Annotated in this window: 21 protein-coding genes; 5 read left to right on the forward strand and 16 right to left on the reverse strand. The window is 63.1% G+C overall.

Annotated features, from left to right (window positions below; genetic code table 11):
• Positions 1-264 precede the first annotated feature (264 nt).
• Positions 265-468, reverse strand: a complete 204-nt coding sequence (locus NKJ64_RS26215; RefSeq protein ID WP_023669377.1) for a hypothetical protein — start codon at positions 466-468, stop codon at positions 265-267.
• Positions 469-881: 413 nt separating this feature from the next.
• On the opposite strand from NKJ64_RS26215, the gene NKJ64_RS26220 reads away from it, so the two are divergent.
• Positions 882-1,151 carry a hypothetical protein gene (locus NKJ64_RS26220; protein ID WP_023669376.1) on the forward strand — a complete coding sequence of 90 codons (270 nt, stop codon included), beginning with the start codon at positions 882-884 and terminating at the stop codon, positions 1,149-1,151.
• Between the two features lie 73 nt (positions 1,152-1,224).
• On the opposite strand, the gene NKJ64_RS26225 is transcribed toward NKJ64_RS26220, so the two are convergent.
• From NKJ64_RS26225 to NKJ64_RS26255, 7 genes are all read right to left on the reverse strand, one after another.
• The gene (locus NKJ64_RS26225) at positions 1,225-1,527 is read right to left on the reverse strand and encodes a hypothetical protein (protein ID WP_023705060.1); all 303 of its coding nucleotides are present in this window, start codon (positions 1,525-1,527) and stop codon (positions 1,225-1,227) included.
• A gap of 84 nt (positions 1,528-1,611) precedes the next feature.
• Positions 1,612-2,154 carry a MerR family transcriptional regulator gene (locus NKJ64_RS26230; RefSeq protein WP_023669374.1) on the reverse strand — a complete coding sequence of 181 codons (543 nt, stop codon included), beginning with the start codon at positions 2,152-2,154 and terminating at the stop codon, positions 1,612-1,614.
• A 134-nt stretch (positions 2,155-2,288) separates the two neighbouring features.
• Positions 2,289-2,612 carry an integration host factor subunit alpha gene (locus tag NKJ64_RS26235; protein WP_006201891.1) on the reverse strand — a complete coding sequence of 108 codons (324 nt, stop codon included), beginning with the start codon at positions 2,610-2,612 and terminating at the stop codon, positions 2,289-2,291.
• Between the two features lie 104 nt (positions 2,613-2,716).
• A complete protein-coding gene (locus NKJ64_RS26240) occupies positions 2,717-3,688 on the reverse strand; it encodes a beta-ketoacyl-ACP synthase III (RefSeq protein WP_023669373.1) in 972 nt (323 codons plus the stop codon).
• Between the two features lie 9 nt (positions 3,689-3,697).
• Entirely contained in the window at positions 3,698-4,768 is a 1,071-nt protein-coding gene (gene plsX, locus NKJ64_RS26245; protein ID WP_023700539.1) for a phosphate acyltransferase PlsX, read from the reverse strand.
• A gap of 147 nt (positions 4,769-4,915) precedes the next feature.
• Entirely contained in the window at positions 4,916-5,464 is a 549-nt protein-coding gene (locus NKJ64_RS26250) for a YceD family protein (RefSeq protein WP_023693270.1), read from the reverse strand.
• A 14-nt stretch (positions 5,465-5,478) separates the two neighbouring features.
• Positions 5,479-6,021, reverse strand: a complete 543-nt coding sequence (locus tag NKJ64_RS26255; RefSeq protein ID WP_352463581.1) for a ubiquinol-cytochrome C chaperone family protein — start codon at positions 6,019-6,021, stop codon at positions 5,479-5,481.
• Between the two features lie 115 nt (positions 6,022-6,136).
• Between NKJ64_RS26255 and NKJ64_RS26260 the strand changes: the two genes are divergently transcribed.
• Positions 6,137-6,649, forward strand: a complete 513-nt coding sequence (locus tag NKJ64_RS26260) for an outer membrane protein assembly factor BamE (protein WP_023669368.1) — start codon at positions 6,137-6,139, stop codon at positions 6,647-6,649.
• Positions 6,650-6,749: 100 nt separating this feature from the next.
• Here the strand turns inward: NKJ64_RS26260 and NKJ64_RS26265 are convergent, their stop codons facing one another.
• The gene (locus NKJ64_RS26265) at positions 6,750-7,790 is read right to left on the reverse strand and encodes a helix-turn-helix domain-containing protein (protein WP_197031307.1); all 1,041 of its coding nucleotides are present in this window, start codon (positions 7,788-7,790) and stop codon (positions 6,750-6,752) included.
• Between the two features lie 207 nt (positions 7,791-7,997).
• Here NKJ64_RS26265 and NKJ64_RS26270 point away from each other — a divergent pair, with 207 nt between their 5' ends.
• Entirely contained in the window at positions 7,998-8,912 is a 915-nt protein-coding gene (locus tag NKJ64_RS26270) for a LysR substrate-binding domain-containing protein (protein WP_050485769.1), read from the forward strand.
• A 26-nt stretch (positions 8,913-8,938) separates the two neighbouring features.
• Here NKJ64_RS26270 and NKJ64_RS26275 read toward each other — a convergent pair whose 3' ends face one another.
• The 3 genes from NKJ64_RS26275 to NKJ64_RS26285 form a co-directional block, all read right to left on the reverse strand.
• Positions 8,939-9,190 (reverse strand): hypothetical protein, encoded by a 252-nt coding sequence (locus NKJ64_RS26275; RefSeq protein ID WP_352463582.1) that lies wholly within the window; start codon positions 9,188-9,190, stop codon positions 8,939-8,941.
• Complete coding sequence (locus NKJ64_RS26280; RefSeq protein WP_023697444.1) at positions 9,177-9,488, reverse strand: hypothetical protein; 312 nt, start codon at positions 9,486-9,488, stop codon at positions 9,177-9,179. Before NKJ64_RS26280 ends, NKJ64_RS26275 begins: the two co-directional genes overlap by 14 nt.
• Before the next feature lie 75 nt (positions 9,489-9,563).
• Positions 9,564-10,025, reverse strand: a complete 462-nt coding sequence (locus tag NKJ64_RS26285; protein ID WP_023697445.1) for an anthrone oxygenase family protein — start codon at positions 10,023-10,025, stop codon at positions 9,564-9,566.
• 297 nt (positions 10,026-10,322) lie between these two features.
• Here NKJ64_RS26285 and NKJ64_RS26290 point away from each other — a divergent pair, with 297 nt between their 5' ends.
• On the forward strand, positions 10,323-10,868 hold the full coding sequence (locus tag NKJ64_RS26290; protein WP_352463583.1) for a dTDP-4-dehydrorhamnose 3,5-epimerase family protein: 546 nt from the start codon (positions 10,323-10,325) through the stop codon (positions 10,866-10,868).
• A gap of 1 nt (position 10,869) precedes the next feature.
• Complete coding sequence (locus NKJ64_RS26295; protein WP_023697447.1) at positions 10,870-11,868, forward strand: glycosyltransferase family 2 protein; 999 nt, start codon at positions 10,870-10,872, stop codon at positions 11,866-11,868.
• A 77-nt stretch (positions 11,869-11,945) separates the two neighbouring features.
• Here the strand turns inward: NKJ64_RS26295 and NKJ64_RS26300 are convergent, their stop codons facing one another.
• The 4 genes from NKJ64_RS26300 to NKJ64_RS26315 all read right to left on the reverse strand — a co-directional run bounded on the left by NKJ64_RS26300 (position 11,946) and on the right by NKJ64_RS26315 (position 17,210).
• Positions 11,946-14,087 (reverse strand): sodium-translocating pyrophosphatase, encoded by a 2,142-nt coding sequence (locus NKJ64_RS26300; RefSeq protein ID WP_023689501.1) that lies wholly within the window; start codon positions 14,085-14,087, stop codon positions 11,946-11,948.
• Between the two features lie 260 nt (positions 14,088-14,347).
• Entirely contained in the window at positions 14,348-15,115 is a 768-nt protein-coding gene (locus NKJ64_RS26305) for an ABC transporter permease (protein ID WP_023693265.1), read from the reverse strand.
• Entirely contained in the window at positions 15,112-16,050 is a 939-nt protein-coding gene (locus tag NKJ64_RS26310; protein ID WP_023697448.1) for an ABC transporter ATP-binding protein, read from the reverse strand. Before NKJ64_RS26310 ends, NKJ64_RS26305 begins: the two co-directional genes overlap by 4 nt.
• Complete coding sequence (locus NKJ64_RS26315; protein WP_352463584.1) at positions 16,047-17,210, reverse strand: ABC transporter permease; 1,164 nt, start codon at positions 17,208-17,210, stop codon at positions 16,047-16,049. The genes NKJ64_RS26310 and NKJ64_RS26315 overlap by 4 nt, the downstream gene beginning before the upstream one ends.
• Between the last annotated feature and the right edge of the window lie 280 nt (positions 17,211-17,490).

Here is a 17,490-nt window from a genome sequence, read left to right on the forward strand (position 1 = left end):
CCACAAGAAGGTGGAGGCCAAGAAGGCCTGACACGGCCGACTTGCCCAACGGGAAGGCTGGCCCTGGAGTCCTCGCCAAGGCCGCCTTCCCGTTGGTTTTGCCAGGCGACACGTGGAAAAGCTGAAGGCAGGATTCGATGGCGCCGATGCGCCAGAACGCGAGCAACCACAGCGCACCCCAACGAACGTATCAGGCGCAAGGCCGACAACACAGCGGTTGCCAGTTGCAGGACACCACGGGTCTCTCAATGCTGTCGGAACCCGCTAGGACGGCGCCGCGAACGCGAGCACTATTGCGATCAAAATCAAAAGCGGTCCCATCCATTTGAAATGCTTCGCGACCTGCAGCCACCATGGCTGCTGACCTTTCTGGGCCTGAAAAGGACTTTGGAGCAGCCCAAAACCAACGCCTGTCATCCACAGCCCAGCGCAGAACATGATGAACTCGTCGATGTAATTTGCGACCACGCCCGTCTCCTCCGCCGGTACCTTTGGACTGGCGTTATAGTCGCAGCCGGGAGTGGCAGAAAGCGCGGTGCCAAGTGGCGGCAATGACTGCTGCCGCTACCTGACAAGAGCCGGGCGCGGACTAGGTCTTGGCCGGCCATTTGGGCACGCCACGGTGTGACCTTCGCATGGGATGCCGCGCCGCTACCTCAGCGGCCTTCACGCGAAAATGCATGATCGATGCCGGCCCCGCCAGGCGCCGTCCGTTGGCGAAGGCTAAAAATCGACGTCGCGAAAAAACGCGAAGAAAATTCGAACCACGCATGAACCTTTGCTTTGGAGGCCGCACTAACCGGCATGGACGCCGAGAAGGCGATCCCAACACAGAAGGACGCCATGGTGGCGATCCTCGATCCAGAGAAGGAAATGCTCAAATGACCAACTTCAAGCGCATCACGCTCGCCGCGGCCCTCATCGTCTCGGCCTTCGGTTCGGCTTCCGTTCCGACCTCGGCTTTCGCCAACGGCACGCATCCCACGGGCGACGGCGGCGCGGTTTGCAAGGGCTCCGGTCATTGCCTGGTGCTCTCGATCGAGTGCAAAGGCACCTATACCGACGCCACGGACAAGAATGGCACTGTCTATGGCAAGTGCAGCCAGACCGCGCAGGTTTCACCGCAGGCCAAGATCAAGCTCGCCAAGTAATCGGCCGCAGATCAGGGAAATGGCGGTCGTCCGCGGGACGGCCGCCATTTTCTTTTTGTTTTCGTGAATTGTTTTAGCGCCGGCTGAGCAACAAGCTGGCGAGAAGGCCGACCACGACCAACCCAACAGCAGCGGCTGTTGCCGGACGATCGCGCGCCGTCTTTTCGATCGCCCTGCCCTGCTTCCTGATCGCCGGCAGCGCATCGCTGACAAGGTCGGCAAGCTGCCCATAATAGTCCGAAGCGGCATCGCGCCCGTCCTCGTAGTAAGCACCGCCGCGTTTGGCCACGACTTTGCGCAAGGCGGCGAGCTCTTTGGAAAGGGTCGCGACCTGCTTTTCGAGATCGAGATCGGAGAGGGTCGAAAGCGATGCCATGATTGTTTTCCTTCTTTTTGAGAGAAGGCCAAACGCATGGCCGCAGAACCGGTTCCGGTCTGCTTGCCCGAGGCAGCGGAAAGGTTAGCGCACCTGGTCGAGCAGGCGCTTGCACTCCAGGAGGTCAAACAGCGCCTCCTGCAGCAAGGCCCGGTTGTCGCGCGACAGTTTCGATGCGCCGGGCTGGACCGGACCTTCCTCCTCGGTCTTGCCCAGGCCGAAAAAGCGGCGGCTGGGTTTTACCTTGGGCTGGCCGACCAGCATCTCGTCATCCATGCCGCGCGGCTGGGCGGCTGGCGTCAGCGGCACCTGATCGGCCTGCCTGCGCTGCGAGATCGCTTCGACGGCAGCCATGTCGCCATTGCCGATGGCGACCAGGAAATGGTTGCCGTTCTCGCGCAGCAGTTTCTGCACGCCCTTGATCGTGTAACCCTGGTCGTAGAGCATGTGGCGGATGCCCTTGATCAGTTCGACATCCTGTGGCCGGTAGTAGCGGCGGCCGCCGCCGCGCTTCATCGGCTTGATCTGGTTGAAACGGGTTTCCCAGAAGCGCAGCACGTGCTGCGGCAGATCGAGATCCTCCGCGACCTCGCTGATGGTGCGGAAAGCGTCGGGGCTCTTGTCCATGGGCGAAATCCTCACGCTGGACGGCGATCCGGCCCAGTCTGCCGAATCGGGTATCATTTCAGCGGTTTATGAAACAATATTCAAGCCCGGCGTCAAAACGGCCCGGCGTTTTCAACCGAAGCCTGCGGCAGAACCTATTTGCCGCCCTTGGCCTTGCTGTTCTGGTGCGAGCGCAGGATACGGCTTTTCAGCACGTTCGACGACTTGAAGGTCATCACCCGGCGCGGCAGGATCGGCACTTCCTCGCCGGTCTTGGGATTGCGGCCGATGCGTTCGTTCTTGGAACGGACGTGGAAGGTGGCGAAGGACGACAGCTTCACCGTCTCGCCGCGTACGATGGCTTCACAGATTTCGTCCAGCACCGCTTCGACGAGTTCTGCCGATTCAGTGCGTGACAAGCCGACCTTACGGTAAACAGCTTCGGCAAGGTCGGCGCGCGTAAGTGTCTTTCCCCCCATGCGACCGTCCCATCAGTTCAAAAAACATAAATCGATACAGGTAAAGGCAGAGCCTAAGTAATTGATCCGGCAAGGTCAAGGACCGAAACCGGACCGTTCGGCACTTACCAGCGAACGAGAACCGCGCCCCAGGTGAAGCCGCCGCCCATCGCTTCCAGGAGCACGAGATCACCCTTCTTGATGCGACCGTCGGCGACGGCCACCGAAAGCGCCAGCGGCACGGAAGCAGCGGAGGTGTTACCGTGCAAATCGACGGTGACCACCACCTTTTGCTCAGCAATCCCGAGCTTCTTGGCCGAAGCGTCAATAATGCGTTTATTGGCCTGATGCGGCACGAACCAGTCGAGGTCGTCGGCGGTTATGCCGGCCTGCGAAAACGTCGCCTCGATGACGTCGGTGATCATGCCGACGGCGTGCTTGAACACCTCGCGGCCTTCCATCCTGAGATGGCCGACGGTGCCGGTGGTCGAGGGACCGCCATCGACGAAAAGCTTGTCCTTGTGGGCGCCGTCGGAGCGCAGGCTCATCGCCAGCACGCCACGGTCGGCAATGCCGCCAGTGCCCTCATCCGCTTCCAGCACCAGCGCGCCGGCGCCGTCGCCGAACAAGACGCAGGTCGAGCGGTCGCTCCAGTCGAGGATGCGGGAAAAGGTCTCCGCGCCGATCACCAGCACGCGCTTGGCGAGGCCGCCTCTGATGTAGAGGTCGGCGGTGGTCACCGCATAGACGAAGCCCGAGCACACCGCCTGCAGGTCGAAGGCAAAGCCGTGATGCATGCCGAGCCGGTTCTGGATCTCGACGGCGGTCGCCGGAAAGGTGTTGTTGGGCGTCGAGGTCGCCAGCACGATCAGGTCGATGTCGGCAGGCGTAAGACCAGCATTGTCGAGCGCTGCGCGCGCCGCCGCCTCGCCCAGCGACGCCGTCGTCTCGTCATCGGCGGAGATATGACGCTGGCGGATGCCGGTGCGCTGGGCGATCCACTCGTCCGAGGTCTCGACCATGCCTTCGAAATCGGCATTCTTCATGATGCGGCGGGGCAGCGCAGCACCGGTGCCGCGCACGACTGATCTGATCAAAGCTCTTTCCTATTCCTTTTCGTCGACGGTGGCGTCGGATTTCCTGCTTGCCTGGGCATGCGGGTTGCGCGCATGGAACAGGTCGAGATCGGCCTCTATGCGGTCGATCAGATTGTTGCGCACCATGTCGTAGCCAAGCTCGATGGCCGCCGCGAAACCGTCCGAATCGGCGCCGCCATGGCTCTTTACCACGATGCCGTTCAGACCCAGGAAAACACCGCCATTGGAGCGGCCCGGATCGAGCTTTTCGCGCAGGCGGTCAAAAGCGCCCTTGGCGAAGACATAGCCGATTCTGGCCATCAGCGTGCGGTTCATCGCGGCGCGCAGATAGCCTGAGATCTGGCGCACAGTGCCTTCTGCCGTCTTGAGCGCGATGTTGCCGGCAAAGCCCTCGGTGACGACCACGTCGACCGTGCCCTTGCCGATGTCGTCACCCTCGACGAAGCCATGATAATTCATCGAGGCCATGTTGGCCTCGCGCAGCATGCGCCCGGCTTCCTTGACCTCTTCCTGTCCCTTGATCTCCTCGACGCCGACATTGAGCAGGCCGACTTTCGGCCGGTCGATGCCGAACACCGAGCGCGCCATGCCGGTGCCGAGAATGGCAAAGTCGATCAGCTGGTGCGCATCGGCGCCGATGGTGGCGCCGACATCCAGCACCACGCTCTCGCCGCGCATCGTGGGCCAGATCGCCGCGATCGCCGGACGGTCGATGGTCGCCATCGTGCGCAGGCAGAATTTCGACATCGCCATCAGCGCGCCGGTATTGCCGGCCGAAATGCAGGCCTGCGCGCTGCCACTCTTGACTGCTTCGACAGCCTTCCACATCGACGACTTCCAGCGGCCGTGGCGCAGCGCCTGGCTCGGCTTGTCGTCCATCCTGACCGCGACTTCACAATGGTGGAACTCGCTGACCTCGGCCAGTTTGGGGAATTTGGCGAGTTCGGGGCGCACCAATTCCTCGCGCCCATATATGACGAAGCGGATGTCGGGACGCCTGACGGCGACCGTCATGAGTGCCGGGATGACCACGTTTGGCCCGTGATCGCCACCCATGGCATCGATGGAAATCCTGATCACGCGGTCTTTATCTCACTAGCTTGGGCCAGGGCACATGGCCCTCGAAAGAAATACGAAACTCGCGAAATTCAGGGGCTCGCGAAGGTTCGGCGAAAATAGCGGTTTTGGGCTGCCGCACAACCGGCTTTTCTCCGATCGCTTCGTGTTTTAGGATTTTCCAAGCAAGGATCGCAGCTTTTGCTGGAATTCATTCTCGACGGGCTCGTTCGGGCCGGCGGCATCGAGCGAGGCGCCTGCCTTGCGCGGATAGGGATCGATCGCCAGCCCGAAGAACTGTTCGGCGAGCGCGCCGACGTCGATCGTGTCGCCGGAGAAAGTTTCCGGGCTGTCCGGCCCTTCGGCGTCGAGCAGGATTTCGCCACCGCCTTCGAAACCTTGCCGTCCGAGTTTGGATTGTTCGGGCAGGAACAGCGCCTCGACCTCTTCGTCGATATGGGCCGCGACCGGCTCAAGGGTGACGATGCAGGCCTGGGTGATATCAGCCTCGACGCGGCCGCTGACCTTGACGCCATTGCGCTTCCACGGCGCCACCAAAAGCTCAGCACGGTAGTTTTCGACCGAAAGCAGCTCGTGCTCGCGCGCAAGCGTTGCGCGCTGCGCGGCGTCGGCGTCGATCACCACCTGCAAACCTTTGTGCGGCAGGCGGCCGACATTGGCCGCGAATGAGACCGGGCTAGGCGTGTCCAGATGTTTCATCTTGGTCTCCCTCCTCACTCCGCTTTCGCGACCGGAAACGCCACGGCACCGGAAACGATCGATTCGGACGGCTGTGCTTCAAGCTGCCTTGCTGCATCGATTACATAGGACGCCAGCGGCAAGGCTTGCGGCCAGGCGCCGGCATCGGGCCTGACATTGCGCGCCAGGGCGGCAGCAAGCGCGTCGGGGTCGCTGCGTCCCAGCGCGTCGTCATAGGCGGCGGTACGGCCGTAGAACATTTTGGCCAGCCTCTTCATGCGCTTGGGCACGCCGACATCGCCAATGCCCAGTTCCCGCAGCGAATGCTCGACATCGAGAAAGAACTCGTCGATCAGCACCTGCGCGACCTCTTGCGCGACGCCCTCTTCGCCGCGCAGCCGGTGCTGAAACAGGAACATATGCAGCGAAAGCATCTCGAAACGGCCGAGCGGCGTATCCGGCACATTCCAGTGGGAATAAAACACGATCTGCCGCGCCGCCGCCACGATTTGTGCGTAAAGCGCCTCGGTGATAGCGCGGCTGGCGTTGCGTTCGCGGCCAAAAAGGCGCTGGAACATTGAGGGTGGTCTCCTGGGGACCGATTGTTTGAATGGGCCTTGTTGCATCGGCAAGCAAGCTGGTTTACCGGTTTTGCCGCCCAGCGCAAGTTGCGGCCAGCTAATGGAGTTGTTGTTGCGCGCGCTGAAATTCAAGTCGACTTTTCTGCCCGGGGCCACCGCCGCGGTTTCGCTGGTGCTGGTGGCTTCCGCGCTGTCGGGCTGCAATTCGTCCAAGATGTTCGGCGACCTTAACCCTAGCGAGACGCTGACGCAGGGCTATGTTATCGACCAGCAGGCGGTCGATTCAGTGCCGGTGGGCTCCAGCCGCGAACAGGTGCTTCTGGCGCTCGGCACGCCATCGACGAAAGCCACCTTCGACAATGAGGCGTTCTATTACATTTCGCAAACGCGCAAGCGCTATGTCGCTTTCGACAAGCCGCGCCTGGTCGACCAGAAAGTGCTCGCGGTCTATTTTGGCGAGGACGGGCGCGTCACCCAGATCGCCAATTACGGTCTGAAGGACGGCAAGATTTTCGACTTCATCTCGCGCACCACGCCGACCGGCGGCAAGGACCAGAACTTCCTCAGCCAGATCATCAAAGGCGCCAGCAAGCTGGCGCCCCCCATTCCTGGCGGCGGCGCCTAAGAAGCGACCGCCTTCCTCAGATTTTTGCTTCCCCCGAAGCGACACCATCTCAGGCGACCAAAAGCCCGCGGGAGCGATCCTGCGGGCTTTTGTTTTGAGGTCATGCGGCCGCAACACCCGTCGCGCTTTGCCGCGCGTGGCCTGTTCGGCCACCGGGCTCCAGCGAGGCGCGGTGCACAGCCGCACTCTGCCGCGCTTCCGAAGGCGTCATGCCGAAATGCCGGCGGAAGGCGTGGTTGAAGGTCGAGAGATCGCCGAAGCCGGCGTCGAAGGCGATGGCGCCGATGGTGCGGTGTGCCAGGCGCAGGTCGGATAGCTTGCTGCAAACCAGCGCCAGCCGCCGGCCAAGCACGAACTGCGACAGCGAGGTACCCTCACCCTCGAACAGCTTTCTGATATAGCGCGCGCTGACGCGGTGGCGCCCGGCCAGCGCGTCGGACCCGACATCGCCGGAAGCCAGATTGCTTTCGATATCGGCTTTGATGGCGCGCAGCCGCGCGGCGCGTATGCCGCGGCCTGCGGCGACCTCGGTGGCGTCCTGCGTTGCCCCGACCACGACCGCGACAAGGTCCTGTATGTGCTTGGCGGCAAGCCAGCGCAATTCGGACGCGGCCAGGTTCGGCTCCTGCATCAGCAGACGGACATAGCTGGTCAGCAGCAAGAACTTTTCGCCCACGCATGACATCGGCGTCATCAGGGCGGCATCCGCATTCGCAGCCATGGGCCCGAGCGCTGCCTTGGGGATGGTGATGAAGAGATGATGCGACATCGCCCGCTCGATCACATGCGGATCAGAGGAGGACAGAAGGATTGCCTGGCCGGCCTCGATGCTGGCCTCGCGGCCGAGATGCGAGAAGGTGGCAGCGCCCTCGAGACACATGAAGAAAATGTAATCATCGGTCCCCGTGGCCATGGCGCGAGAACGGATGGTGCGGAAGGCGGTGGTCCTCGAATCGGCGATGCCGACGCCCGGCAGCCGCAGGATGGTTGCGTTGACGGAGAGCTTTTCCTCCGTGACGTTAAAATCCATGTCGGTCACCATCCGGCGCAACAGGTCGCAATAGACGTTTCGCCATTCCACTCGCGGCCACATGGCGGTCGAAAAGCGCGCATGCGCAAACTCGGGGGGTCGAATAGTCATGGGGTACTCCCAAGCGATTGTCTTCATTTCACTGTCGTTCGTAGTCGAGGCTCGTTCCATGAACGGCCTCTCATCCGACGGCGGCAATCGGGGGCAGTGGATGGCTACAATGATTTGCGCACTTGGACAAAAGACTATTTACGAAGCTATGGATGAGCTTTGTTCATTCATGCTAAGGAACCCATGGGCAGGATCGGGTAACGGCAAATGACAAGACGGCTTCCACAACTGGAATCCATTCGTGCTTTCGAGGTCATTGCCCGGCTGGGCAGCTTCAAGCGCGCCGGCGATGAGCTGAATGTTACGCCAAGCGCGCTCAGCCACCGCATCGCCGATCTCGAAGCCGATCTCGGCGTGCTTCTGTTCACCCGCCATGTCCGCCGCGTCGAACTAACGCTTGAAGGCGAAAGATTGTCCGCGGGCGTGCGACGCGCATTGCTGGAAATCCAGAGCACGGTCGCGAGTGTCGCGCGCAACGAGCGCACGAGGCTGAGGGTCACTGCCATTCCTTCGCATGCCGTACGCTGGCTGGCCCCGCGCCTGCACAGGTTTCGCAAAAAGCATCCCGAAACAGAGATCGACATCAATGCGGATCTTGCAGTCGTCGACCTTTCGCAGCGAACAGTCGACATCGCATTGCGCTTCGGCGGCGGACACTATCCGGCCGTCGAGACCGAATGGCTGATGGCGGATGCGATCTTTCCTGTCGTCAGTCCCGACTATCTCGTCGCCAACGGCCCGGTCAGAGACCAGCACGATGTGCTGCGACTGTTCCGCATCCTCGACACGACGGCCGAAAATGACGAGAGCGGCGCCAATTGGCGCCACTGGTTCGAGAGAAACAATCTGCCGCTGGATACGGTTGGCGACGGCATGAATCTGAACGGCACCTTGCTGGCGGTCGAAGCGGCGGCGAGCGGTCTGGGCGTCGCCATCGCGAGGAAGTCGCTGGTCGAGAGCGATTTGCGCACCGGCAGGCTCGTCCGCCTCCTGACGACGGACATACCGACGAACTGGAACCACTACGTCGTCGTGCACCCGTCCATCTCCGCCTGGGAGCCTGCCAGATCGTTCATCAACTGGCTGAAGGCGGAAGCCGGCGACAACACCGGCGACGGTTGACCTCGGCGGCCGTCTAGGAGCTCTCATCACATCGTATCGGCCATTTGCTCATCCTTGCGGCCCGACTGGTTTGCGGTCTTGGCGGCAAGCGCTGCCGCCATCTGGCTCTCCAGCTCGCGCAGCTTGGCGTCGAGTGTCGCCATGCCGCCCCAGGCGAATGTCGCGCGGTATAGCGGTGCGATCTCGGGCGTCAGGAATTCGACCAGGGTTTCGTCCTCGACCCAGACCTTGAGCACCTTGAACAGGCGGGCATCGATCAGCCCGCTATGCCAGCCCATGCGGGCGGCAATGCCCTGGATGGTTTCGGTCGAATTGGGCGTGCTGAGCAGCACATGCGAGCCGGAGCAGGCGCATGTTCGGGTCGAAGCCGATGCCGAGCGGCGCTTGCTGGTCCAGAACCGTGCCGCACGGCAGGATTTCGATCAGCGAGCCGAAATCGTCGCCGAGGCAGACAAACCATGCGCCCTGCGGGAATGGCGGCGACGGCGCACGAACCGCAGTGGCGACCAGCATTTCGGGAAGGACGCTGGCGACGGCCTGCGGATCGCGGGCGTTGAATGAAGCGTGGTGCAGCATGGCAATACTCCTGTTTTCAACGGCGGCGGCCGGCAGAAGTGCCGACCCATGCCGCGGCGTTCCGCGAAAACTGAATCACCGGCTGAGCGTCAGGATGACCGCGGCAAACAGGCAGGCGTATTCGGCCAGTCCAAGCACAAGGCGCAGATTGTGGTTGGCCGCCCAGCTGTCGCGCGTCTGAGCCCAATCATCGGGGATGGTCACCGGCGTCCAGCTCTGCACCTGTTTGTTGAGCGGCACCTGACGGCTGACGGTGAAGCCAATGTCGATCACCACCAGCGCCGCGGCGACGATGGTCAGGATGCGCGGCAGGCCGGCATCGACCGCAAACATCGCCATCGCCGCGATCAGCACCAGCGTCGTCAGCCTGACTAACGGCATCACCCGGGTAAACGTCCGGTCGCGCATCTGATGCATGGCCATGTACTGGCCGGCGGTAAGATCATCGATGCGAAAATCGTGGATTACGCCCGAGACGTAGATGCCGGCAATAATTCCAGCCAGCGCAAGCGAAGCCGTCATCAAAAAAATGTCCATTTCTTTTCCCTGCCGAAATGTCGTTTCCCTGGCCAAAATCGCCGCAAGGGCGGCGGACACCGCGTCGATCGCAATGTCCTGGCCAATGGCCGGGGTATTAAAGCAGGCGGACGGTCCGGGCTTGGGCAGAACGGAACGACGTTTTGGGCAATGCGGCCCTCCGATGCGTCGGAAACATCAAGTGCCGTGAGGTCGAAACCCATCAGCAAACCTTGACGCGTACTTGCCAGCGACCGGTCAAATTCGTATCAGACCGTGCTGGCCAATCGCGCATCACGCTGAATTGGGGGAGCATCCGTGCAGGACAAAAACCGGACAAAACCGACAGGCTGGATGGCGACCGGAACGGCTGACGGCCAGGTGGTCACGCCTGACTGGATACCCATCGAGCCGGTGGCGATCGATGGCGTGAGGGTCAAGGAGATCAGGCCGGTCGCAACCTCCACCGGCTATCTGACCGAGATCTTTCGCGAGGAGTGGGAGCTCGATTCGGAGCCGGTCGGCCAGGTCTTCCAACGGACCTTGTATCCCGGCGCGGTGACTGGCTGGCATGCACACGCGGTGACCACCGACCGGCTGTTCTGCTGCGTCGGCAGCGTCCGCATTTCGCTGTTTGACGGACGCAAGGCCTCGCCGACCTTCGGCGCCGTCTGGCACAAGATTATCGGCCCGTTGCGCCCGGCGGTCGTCATCATTCCACCCGGAATATGGCACGGTGTTGTTTCGCTCGGAGCGGAGACGGCGGTGCTGCTCAACCTCGTCGACAAGGCCTATGCCTACGATCAGCCCGACCATTGGCGCCTGCCGCCAGACACCGACCACATTCCCTACAGACTGGTGTAGCGTGGAAGCATCGGCGCAGCGCGATCAGGCCGGCGGCGAACCGCTGGTCTCGATCGTGATCGCGACGCACAACCGGCCGGCAGCACTGCGGCAGGCATTGACCAGCGTCATGCGCCAGACGTTGCAAGGCTGGGAAGCCTTGGTCATCGGCGACGATTGCAGGCCGGATACGGCGGCCGTTGTCGCTGAATTTGACGATGCCCGCATCGTCTACATCGATCTTCCTGTCAATTTCGGCGAACAGTCCGGTCCCAACAATATCGGCTTTGCCAGGGCGCGTGGCCGCTTCGTCGCCTTGCTCAACCACGACGATCTGTGGTTTCCCGACCATTTGGCGGCGATGACCGGCTGGATCGACGCCTCGGGCGCCGACGTGGTGCTGGCGCGCGGTGCCGTCATCCAGCCGCCGTCGGCGGCCGGCAATCCTGTCAATTCGATCTTCGGGATCGGCAAGGATGGTTATTACGACCCCGTCACGACGGAAGGATTTGGCTCGGCACACATGTTTCGCCGCGCTTCGTTCAGCCTGCTCGGACCTTGGCGACCCGCCAGCCAGTGCTTTTGCGAAAGCTCGCAGGACTGGCTGTTTCGGGCATGGCGAAAGGGCGCGGTGATCGCGACGATGCCGCACCTCACGGTGATCAAGTTGCATTCCGGCATACGCAAGGGTTCCTATCTCGGCGACAATGCGCAGGAACAGAAGGATCTTCTGGATGCCATGCAGACGCCGGACGCCTTGCGCGTGAAAATCCTTGGCTGCGCGGGCGAACCCATTCGCCTGGCGGCATCGAGTTATCTCAGGCGCAGGCTGATGGCGGCTCTTGGCATCCATCCCCGCGCCCGCGCCTTCCGCCGCAAGTATAAGCGAGGCGCCTTCCTTGCCAAGCTGCGGCGCCTGCGTGGCCTGGCGCCGATGCCTGAGCGCGAACCTGGCGTGAGAGAATTGCTGGATCGCTACAGCAAGCGCGGCGATGTGGGGACCGAGCCGGATGAGGGTTGACTGCCACCAGCGTAAATCTCAAACAAAAACCCGCGGGATCGCTCCCGCGGGTTTGTTCCTGAAGCAGTGGCGTTGCCTTAGCCGTGCGCGAGCACGGCCAGCAGCAGAAGCGCCACGATGTTGGTGATCTTGATTGCCGGGTTGACCGCCGGGCCGGCGGTGTCCTTGTAGGGATCGCCAACCGTGTCGCCGGTGACCGAAGCCTTGTGCGCTTCGGACCCCTTGAGGTGCTTGACGCCGTCCTTGTCGACAAAACCGTCCTCGAACGACTTCTTGGCATTGTCCCAGGCGCCGCCGCCCGAAGTCATCGAGATGGCGACGAACAGGCCGTTGACGATGACGCCGAGCAACGAGGCGCCGAGCGCCGCAAAGGCGGACGCCTTGGAGCCCGAGATCAGCTGCACGCCGAAATAGACGACGAGCGGCGCCAGCACCGGCAGCAGCGAGGGGATGATCATTTCGCGGATCGCCGCCTTGGTCAGAAGGTCGACGGCGCGGGCATAGTTTGGCTTGGAGGTGCCGGCCATGATGCCCGGATCCTCGCGGAACTGCTTGCGCACTTCCTCGACGATGGCGCCGGCCGCACGGCCGACGGCCGTCATGGCGATGCCGCCGAACAGATACGGGATCAGACCGCCGAAGATCAGGCCGGCGACGACGTAGGGATTGGAGAGGTCGAAGGAGACATCGCCCATGCCCTGGAAGTACGGATATTTGTCGCCATTGGCGGCAAAGAACTTCAAATCGTTCGAATAGGCCGCAAACAGCACCAGCGCGCCGAGGCCGGCCGAACCGATGGCATAGCCCTTGGTCACCGCCTTGGTGGTGTTGCCGACCGCGTCGAGCGCGTCGGTGGAGTGGCGCACTTCCTTGGGCAGGCCGGCCATTTCGGCAATGCCGCCGGCATTGTCGGTGACCGGGCCGAAGGCGTCGAGGGCGACGATCATGCCGGCCAGGCCGAGCATGGTGGTGACCGCGATCGCCGTCCCGAACAGGCCGGCGAGCTGGTAGGTCGAGATGATGCCGCCGACGATGACGATTGCCGGCAGTGCGGTCGATTCGAGCGACACCGCAAGTCCCTGGATGACGTTGGTGCCGTGACCGGTCACCGAGGCCTGGGCGATGGAGTTCACCGGGCGCTTGTTGGTGCCGGTATAGTATTCGGTGATCACCACGATGAGACCGGTCACAACGAGACCGATCAGGCCGCAGATGAACAGGTTCTTGCCGATGATTGTCATGCCGGCGACGGTGCCGACCTCGCCCCAGCCGACGGTTGCCGAGGTAGCGACGCCGAGACCGACGATCGACAGCAGGCCGGTGACGATCAGGCCTTTGTAGAGGGCGCCCATGATCGAGCCGTTGGAACCGAGCTTGACGAAGAAGGTGCCGACGATCGAGGTCAGGATGCAGGCACCGCAGATCGCGAGCGGATAGAGCATCGCCGCACCCAGAGCGGCGGTTCCGCCGAAGAAGATGGCGGCCAGAACCATGGTGGCAACGACGGTCACCGCATAGGTCTCGAAGAGGTCGGCGGCCATGCCGGCGCAGTCGCCGACATTATCGCCGACATTGTCGGCGATGGTGGCCGGGTTGCGCGGATCGTCTTCGGGAATACCGGCTTCGACCTTGCCTACGAGATCGCCGCCGACGTCGGCGCCCTTGGTGAAGATGCCGCCGCCCAGACGGGCGAAGATCGAGATCAGCGAAGCGCCGAAGCCGAGCGAAACCAGCGCATCGATGACGATGCGGTCATTGGGCTGCAGGCCCATCGGGCCGGTCAGAATATAGTAGTAAATCGACACGCCGAGCAGCGCGAGGCCAGCCACCAGCATACCGGTGATGGCGCCCGACTTGAAGGCGATGTCGAGACCGGCGGCGAGGCTGTTGGACGCCGCCTGCGCGGTGCGCACATTGGCGCGCACCGAGACGTGCATGCCGATGAAACCGGCGGCGCCAGAGAGCACGGCGCCGATCAGGAAGCCGACCGCGGCGGTGATCGAGAGCAGCCACCAGGCGAGCACAAGCACGACCACGCCGACGATGGCGATGGTGGTGTACTGGCGCGCCAGATAGGCTTGCGCGCCTTCGCGGATGGCGGCGGAGATTTCCTGCATGCGTGCGTTGCCCTGATCGGCTGCAAGAACCGATCGTGTCGCCCAGATGGCGTAAAGGATTGAAAGCAAGCCGCAGGCGATGACGGCAGAAATGATGGTCATTGCCGAATTTTCCTCGATTGATGGCCCAAAAGAACCCCTCCCTGGGCCGTTGGTGCGGGGAGCGGATAAGCCTAGGCGGAATCCGTCCTTCGCAGCGGTGTATGCGAAACAGGGCTCGGAACGTCAAGATATTGTTCGGTTTTTGCCCCGCTTTCAGCCAAAAGGTTTAGGCCAGAACATTCCCGTGGCCGATGCCTTGCTATTAGATCGGTTGAAATGACGCTGCGTCAGTCAATGCTTTGCCCGCAGTCCAGCGAAGGTCAGTCGCCAGTCTCCTGCCCCATCTTGCGCGCCGTATAGCGCTCGATGGCGGACAGTCCGTCATAGATCAGCACCGCCAGCGCCGCGACGATCAGGCCGCCTTGCAGGACGAAGGCGAGATTGTTGGACAGCAGGCCGGCGATGATCACCTCGCCCAGCGTCTTGGCGGCAACCGTCGAACCGATCGTCGCCGTGGCCAGGCTGATCACCACCGACAGCCTTATGCCGCCCAGAATGATCGGCGCGCTCAGCGGCAATTCGACCTTGATCAGCCTTTGCCAGCCCGTCATGCCGGCGCCGCGCGCGGCCTCCATGATGTTGCCGGGCAGTGTCGTGAGGCCGGTCAGCGCGTTCTCGAAGATCGGCAGCAGGCCGTAGAGAAACAGCGCAATCAGCGTCGGCTTCTCGCCGAAACCGACGGCGGGCACCGCCAGCGCCAGCACCGCCACCGGCGGAAAGGTCTGGCCGATGTTCACCAAGCTGCGCGACAGCGGCAGGAATTCGGCGCCCGCCGGCCTGGTCACCAGGATGGCAAGCGCCACGGCAACGATGGTTGCGGCGACGGTAGCGATCAGCACGGTCCTGAGATGCAGCAGGGTCAGCGTCAGCAGGCTGCCCTGATTGTAGATCGCCGGCGCATTGTTTTCGGTCAGCGGCTTCAACAGCGGCTCGAACCAGCCGGGATTGGTGACGAAGGCTATGAGAAGCACCACCAGTGCAAGCCTGAGCAGCGAAGGCAGCCAGGCTTTTAGACCGGCCCCTTTCATGCCGGCCTCGCCGCGCGCTTCACCAGCCCGTCGACGGTGACGCGGCCGAGCGGCTTGCCGTCTTCGCCCTTGACCGGCAGCGCGGGCCGGCCCGACCACAGAAGCTCGGCCAGCGCGTCGCGCTGGCTGGCGTCGCCTGGGATCGCCTCGCCTTCGGCAGACCCCTTTTCCACGGCCTCGCGCACGCGGCCGAGCGACAAGAGCCGGAACGGCTTTTCGCTGGCGCCGACCAGGGTTTCGACGAAGGCGTTCGCCGGCCGCGCCAGGATCTCTTCCGGCTTGGCGTATTGCACCAGCTTTCCGGCATCCATGACGGCGATCTTGTCGCCCATGTGGACCGCCTCCTCCATGTCGTGGGTGACGAGGATGATGGTGGTACCGAAGCGCTTCTGGATTGCCAGCAGGTCCTCCTGCGCCTTGGTGCGGATGATCGGGTCGAGTGCGCCGAACGGCTCGTCCATCAGAAGCACATTGGGCTCGGCGGCGAGCGCGCGGGCGACGCCGACACGCTGCTGTTGCCCGCCGGACAGTTCGTGCGGGTAGCGCGGGCCATAAGCCTCGGGGTCGAGCTGGTAGAGTGTCATCAACTCATCGACGCGGGCCTTGATGCGGTCCTTGTCCCAGCCCAGCAGGACCGGCACGGTGGCGATGTTCTGCGCAACGGTGCGGTGCGGGAACAGGCCGTGGCCCTGGATGGCGTAGCCGATGCTGCGGCGCAGTTCGTAGCCGGGCAGCGAGCGGTTGTCGTTGCCGTCGAGCTTGATGACGCCGGCGGTCGGCTCGACCAGCCGGTTGATCATTCGCAGCAGCGTCGTCTTGCCGGAACCGGAGGTACCGACAATGACGCAAACCGTGCGCGGCTCGACGACCATGGACACGTCGTTGACCACGGTCGTCGCGTCATAGCGCTTGGTAATGCCTTCGATCTCGATCATGCCGTTTCAACCCTGCGCCTGGTGGCGGTCATCTCGATTACTGCGTCGAGGATGATGGCCGCGGCAAAAGCCAGCGCCACCGTCGGCACGGCGCCCAGCAGCACCAGGTCCATCGCCGTCTGGCCAACGCCCTGAAACACAAACACACCGAAGCCGCCGCCGCCGATGAGTGCTGCGATGGTGGCCAGGCCGATGTTCTGCACCAGCACGATGCGGATGCCGGTGAGGATCACCGGAAAGGCCAACGGAAACTCGACGCCGAACAGGCGCTGGCCATCGGTCATGCCCATGCCGCGCGCTGCATCATTGGCCGCGCGGGGTACGCCGGCAAGCCCGACCACGGTGTTGGCCACCACCGGCAGCAGCGAATAGAGGAACAAGGCAACGAAGGCGGGCGCGGTGCCGATGCCTCTGATACCGAGCGCTGCGGCACCCGGAACATGGGTGGCGACCCAGCCGAGCGGCGCGATCAGCAGGCCGAACAGCGCGATCGAGGGTATGGTCTGGACGATGTTGAGCACGTTGAGCACACCGGCGCGCAACCGTTCGACGCGATGGCATAGAATGCCGAGCGGCAGGCCGACGATCACCGCCGCCGCCAGCGACCCCAGCGCCAGTGTGATGTGCTTGGAGCCTTCGGCCCAGAAACTATCGGCGCGGTTTGCATATTCCTTGAGGATCGACAGGCTATCCCACTGCCCCGATATCAGCAACAAGCCGATGGCCAGCGCCGCGACGACGAGCACGCCGACGCGGGCCGCTGGCGACAGGTTGAGCCTGGTCAGCACGTCGGCGAGCAACAATGTGAAGGCAAAGATCAACAGCCAGAACCCGGAAGCCGGCGAGATGCGGGCGAAGGTGTTGCCGGCCGGCATCAGGAAGGTGCCGGCGACACCGATCAGGATGGCAAGGGCGGCGAGCGCCACGACGCTTGCGGCCAGGCGCAGGACAAGCGGGGTTTTCAGCAAGGCAACAATTGCGGCCACGACGACGATCGCCAGCAGTAGCGGCCCGACTGTGGCCGGCAGCGCCTCCAGGATCGAGCGCGCCTGACCGGGAACGATACGATTGGCGCGGAAGGTGGCGAACGGAGCCAGAAACTCCGCATAGGCAACGATCGCCGCGATAACCATGCCGAGCTTGTCGAAACGCAGGGTCATGGATGCCCCTCATGAGGAGCGATTTTCCACGTTGCGCAGACTACGCTGGTGATCGGCGCAAGCCGACGCGAAGTCCGATCTCCCCCCTTGCGGGGGAGATGGCCGGCAGGCCAGAGGGGGGTGTGAAGGATCGTCAGCTTTCGAGCGTCGGCCTGTTCGGAAGCAACCCTGTCGAGGCACGCACCTGCTACCGGTTGTGAGGTCGGTGGGACAGCACCCCCCTCTGTCCTGCCGGACATCTCCCCCGCAAGGGGGGAGATCAGCAGCTTCCAGAGAGGGG

It is taken from the genome of Mesorhizobium sp. M0062 (assembly GCF_040323125.1).
Lineage (GTDB): Bacteria > Pseudomonadota > Alphaproteobacteria > Rhizobiales > Rhizobiaceae > Mesorhizobium.

Bases quoted from the DNA above. Each gene is read 5' to 3' on its own strand.
- NKJ64_RS26265 (WP_197031307.1), bottom strand. From the start codon at position 7,790: ATGACTATTCGACCCCCCGAGTTTGCGCATGCGCGCTTTTCGACCGCC.
- NKJ64_RS26270 (WP_050485769.1), top strand. From the start codon at position 7,998: ATGACAAGACGGCTTCCACAACTGGAATCCATTCGTGCTTTCGAGGTC.
- NKJ64_RS26305 (WP_023693265.1), bottom strand. From the start codon at position 15,115: ATGAAAGGGGCCGGTCTAAAAGCCTGGCTGCCTTCGCTGCTCAGGCTT.
- NKJ64_RS26280 (WP_023697444.1), bottom strand. From the start codon at position 9,488: ATGCTGCACCACGCTTCATTCAACGCCCGCGATCCGCAGGCCGTCGCC.
- NKJ64_RS26275 (WP_352463582.1), bottom strand. From the start codon at position 9,190: ATGGGCTGGCATAGCGGGCTGATCGATGCCCGCCTGTTCAAGGTGCTC.
- NKJ64_RS26315 (WP_352463584.1), bottom strand. From the start codon at position 17,210: ATGACCCTGCGTTTCGACAAGCTCGGCATGGTTATCGCGGCGATCGTT.
- NKJ64_RS26285 (WP_023697445.1), bottom strand. From the start codon at position 10,025: ATGGACATTTTTTTGATGACGGCTTCGCTTGCGCTGGCTGGAATTATT.
- NKJ64_RS26225 (WP_023705060.1), bottom strand. From the start codon at position 1,527: ATGGCATCGCTTTCGACCCTCTCCGATCTCGATCTCGAAAAGCAGGTC.
- NKJ64_RS26300 (WP_023689501.1), bottom strand. From the start codon at position 14,087: ATGACCATCATTTCTGCCGTCATCGCCTGCGGCTTGCTTTCAATCCTT.
- NKJ64_RS26235 (WP_006201891.1), bottom strand. From the start codon at position 2,612: ATGGGGGGAAAGACACTTACGCGCGCCGACCTTGCCGAAGCTGTTTAC.
- NKJ64_RS26230 (WP_023669374.1), bottom strand. From the start codon at position 2,154: ATGGACAAGAGCCCCGACGCTTTCCGCACCATCAGCGAGGTCGCGGAG.
- NKJ64_RS26220 (WP_023669376.1), top strand. From the start codon at position 882: ATGACCAACTTCAAGCGCATCACGCTCGCCGCGGCCCTCATCGTCTCG.
- NKJ64_RS26255 (WP_352463581.1), bottom strand. From the start codon at position 6,021: ATGTTCCAGCGCCTTTTTGGCCGCGAACGCAACGCCAGCCGCGCTATC.
- NKJ64_RS26250 (WP_023693270.1), bottom strand. From the start codon at position 5,464: ATGAAACATCTGGACACGCCTAGCCCGGTCTCATTCGCGGCCAATGTC.
- NKJ64_RS26310 (WP_023697448.1), bottom strand. From the start codon at position 16,050: ATGATCGAGATCGAAGGCATTACCAAGCGCTATGACGCGACGACCGTG.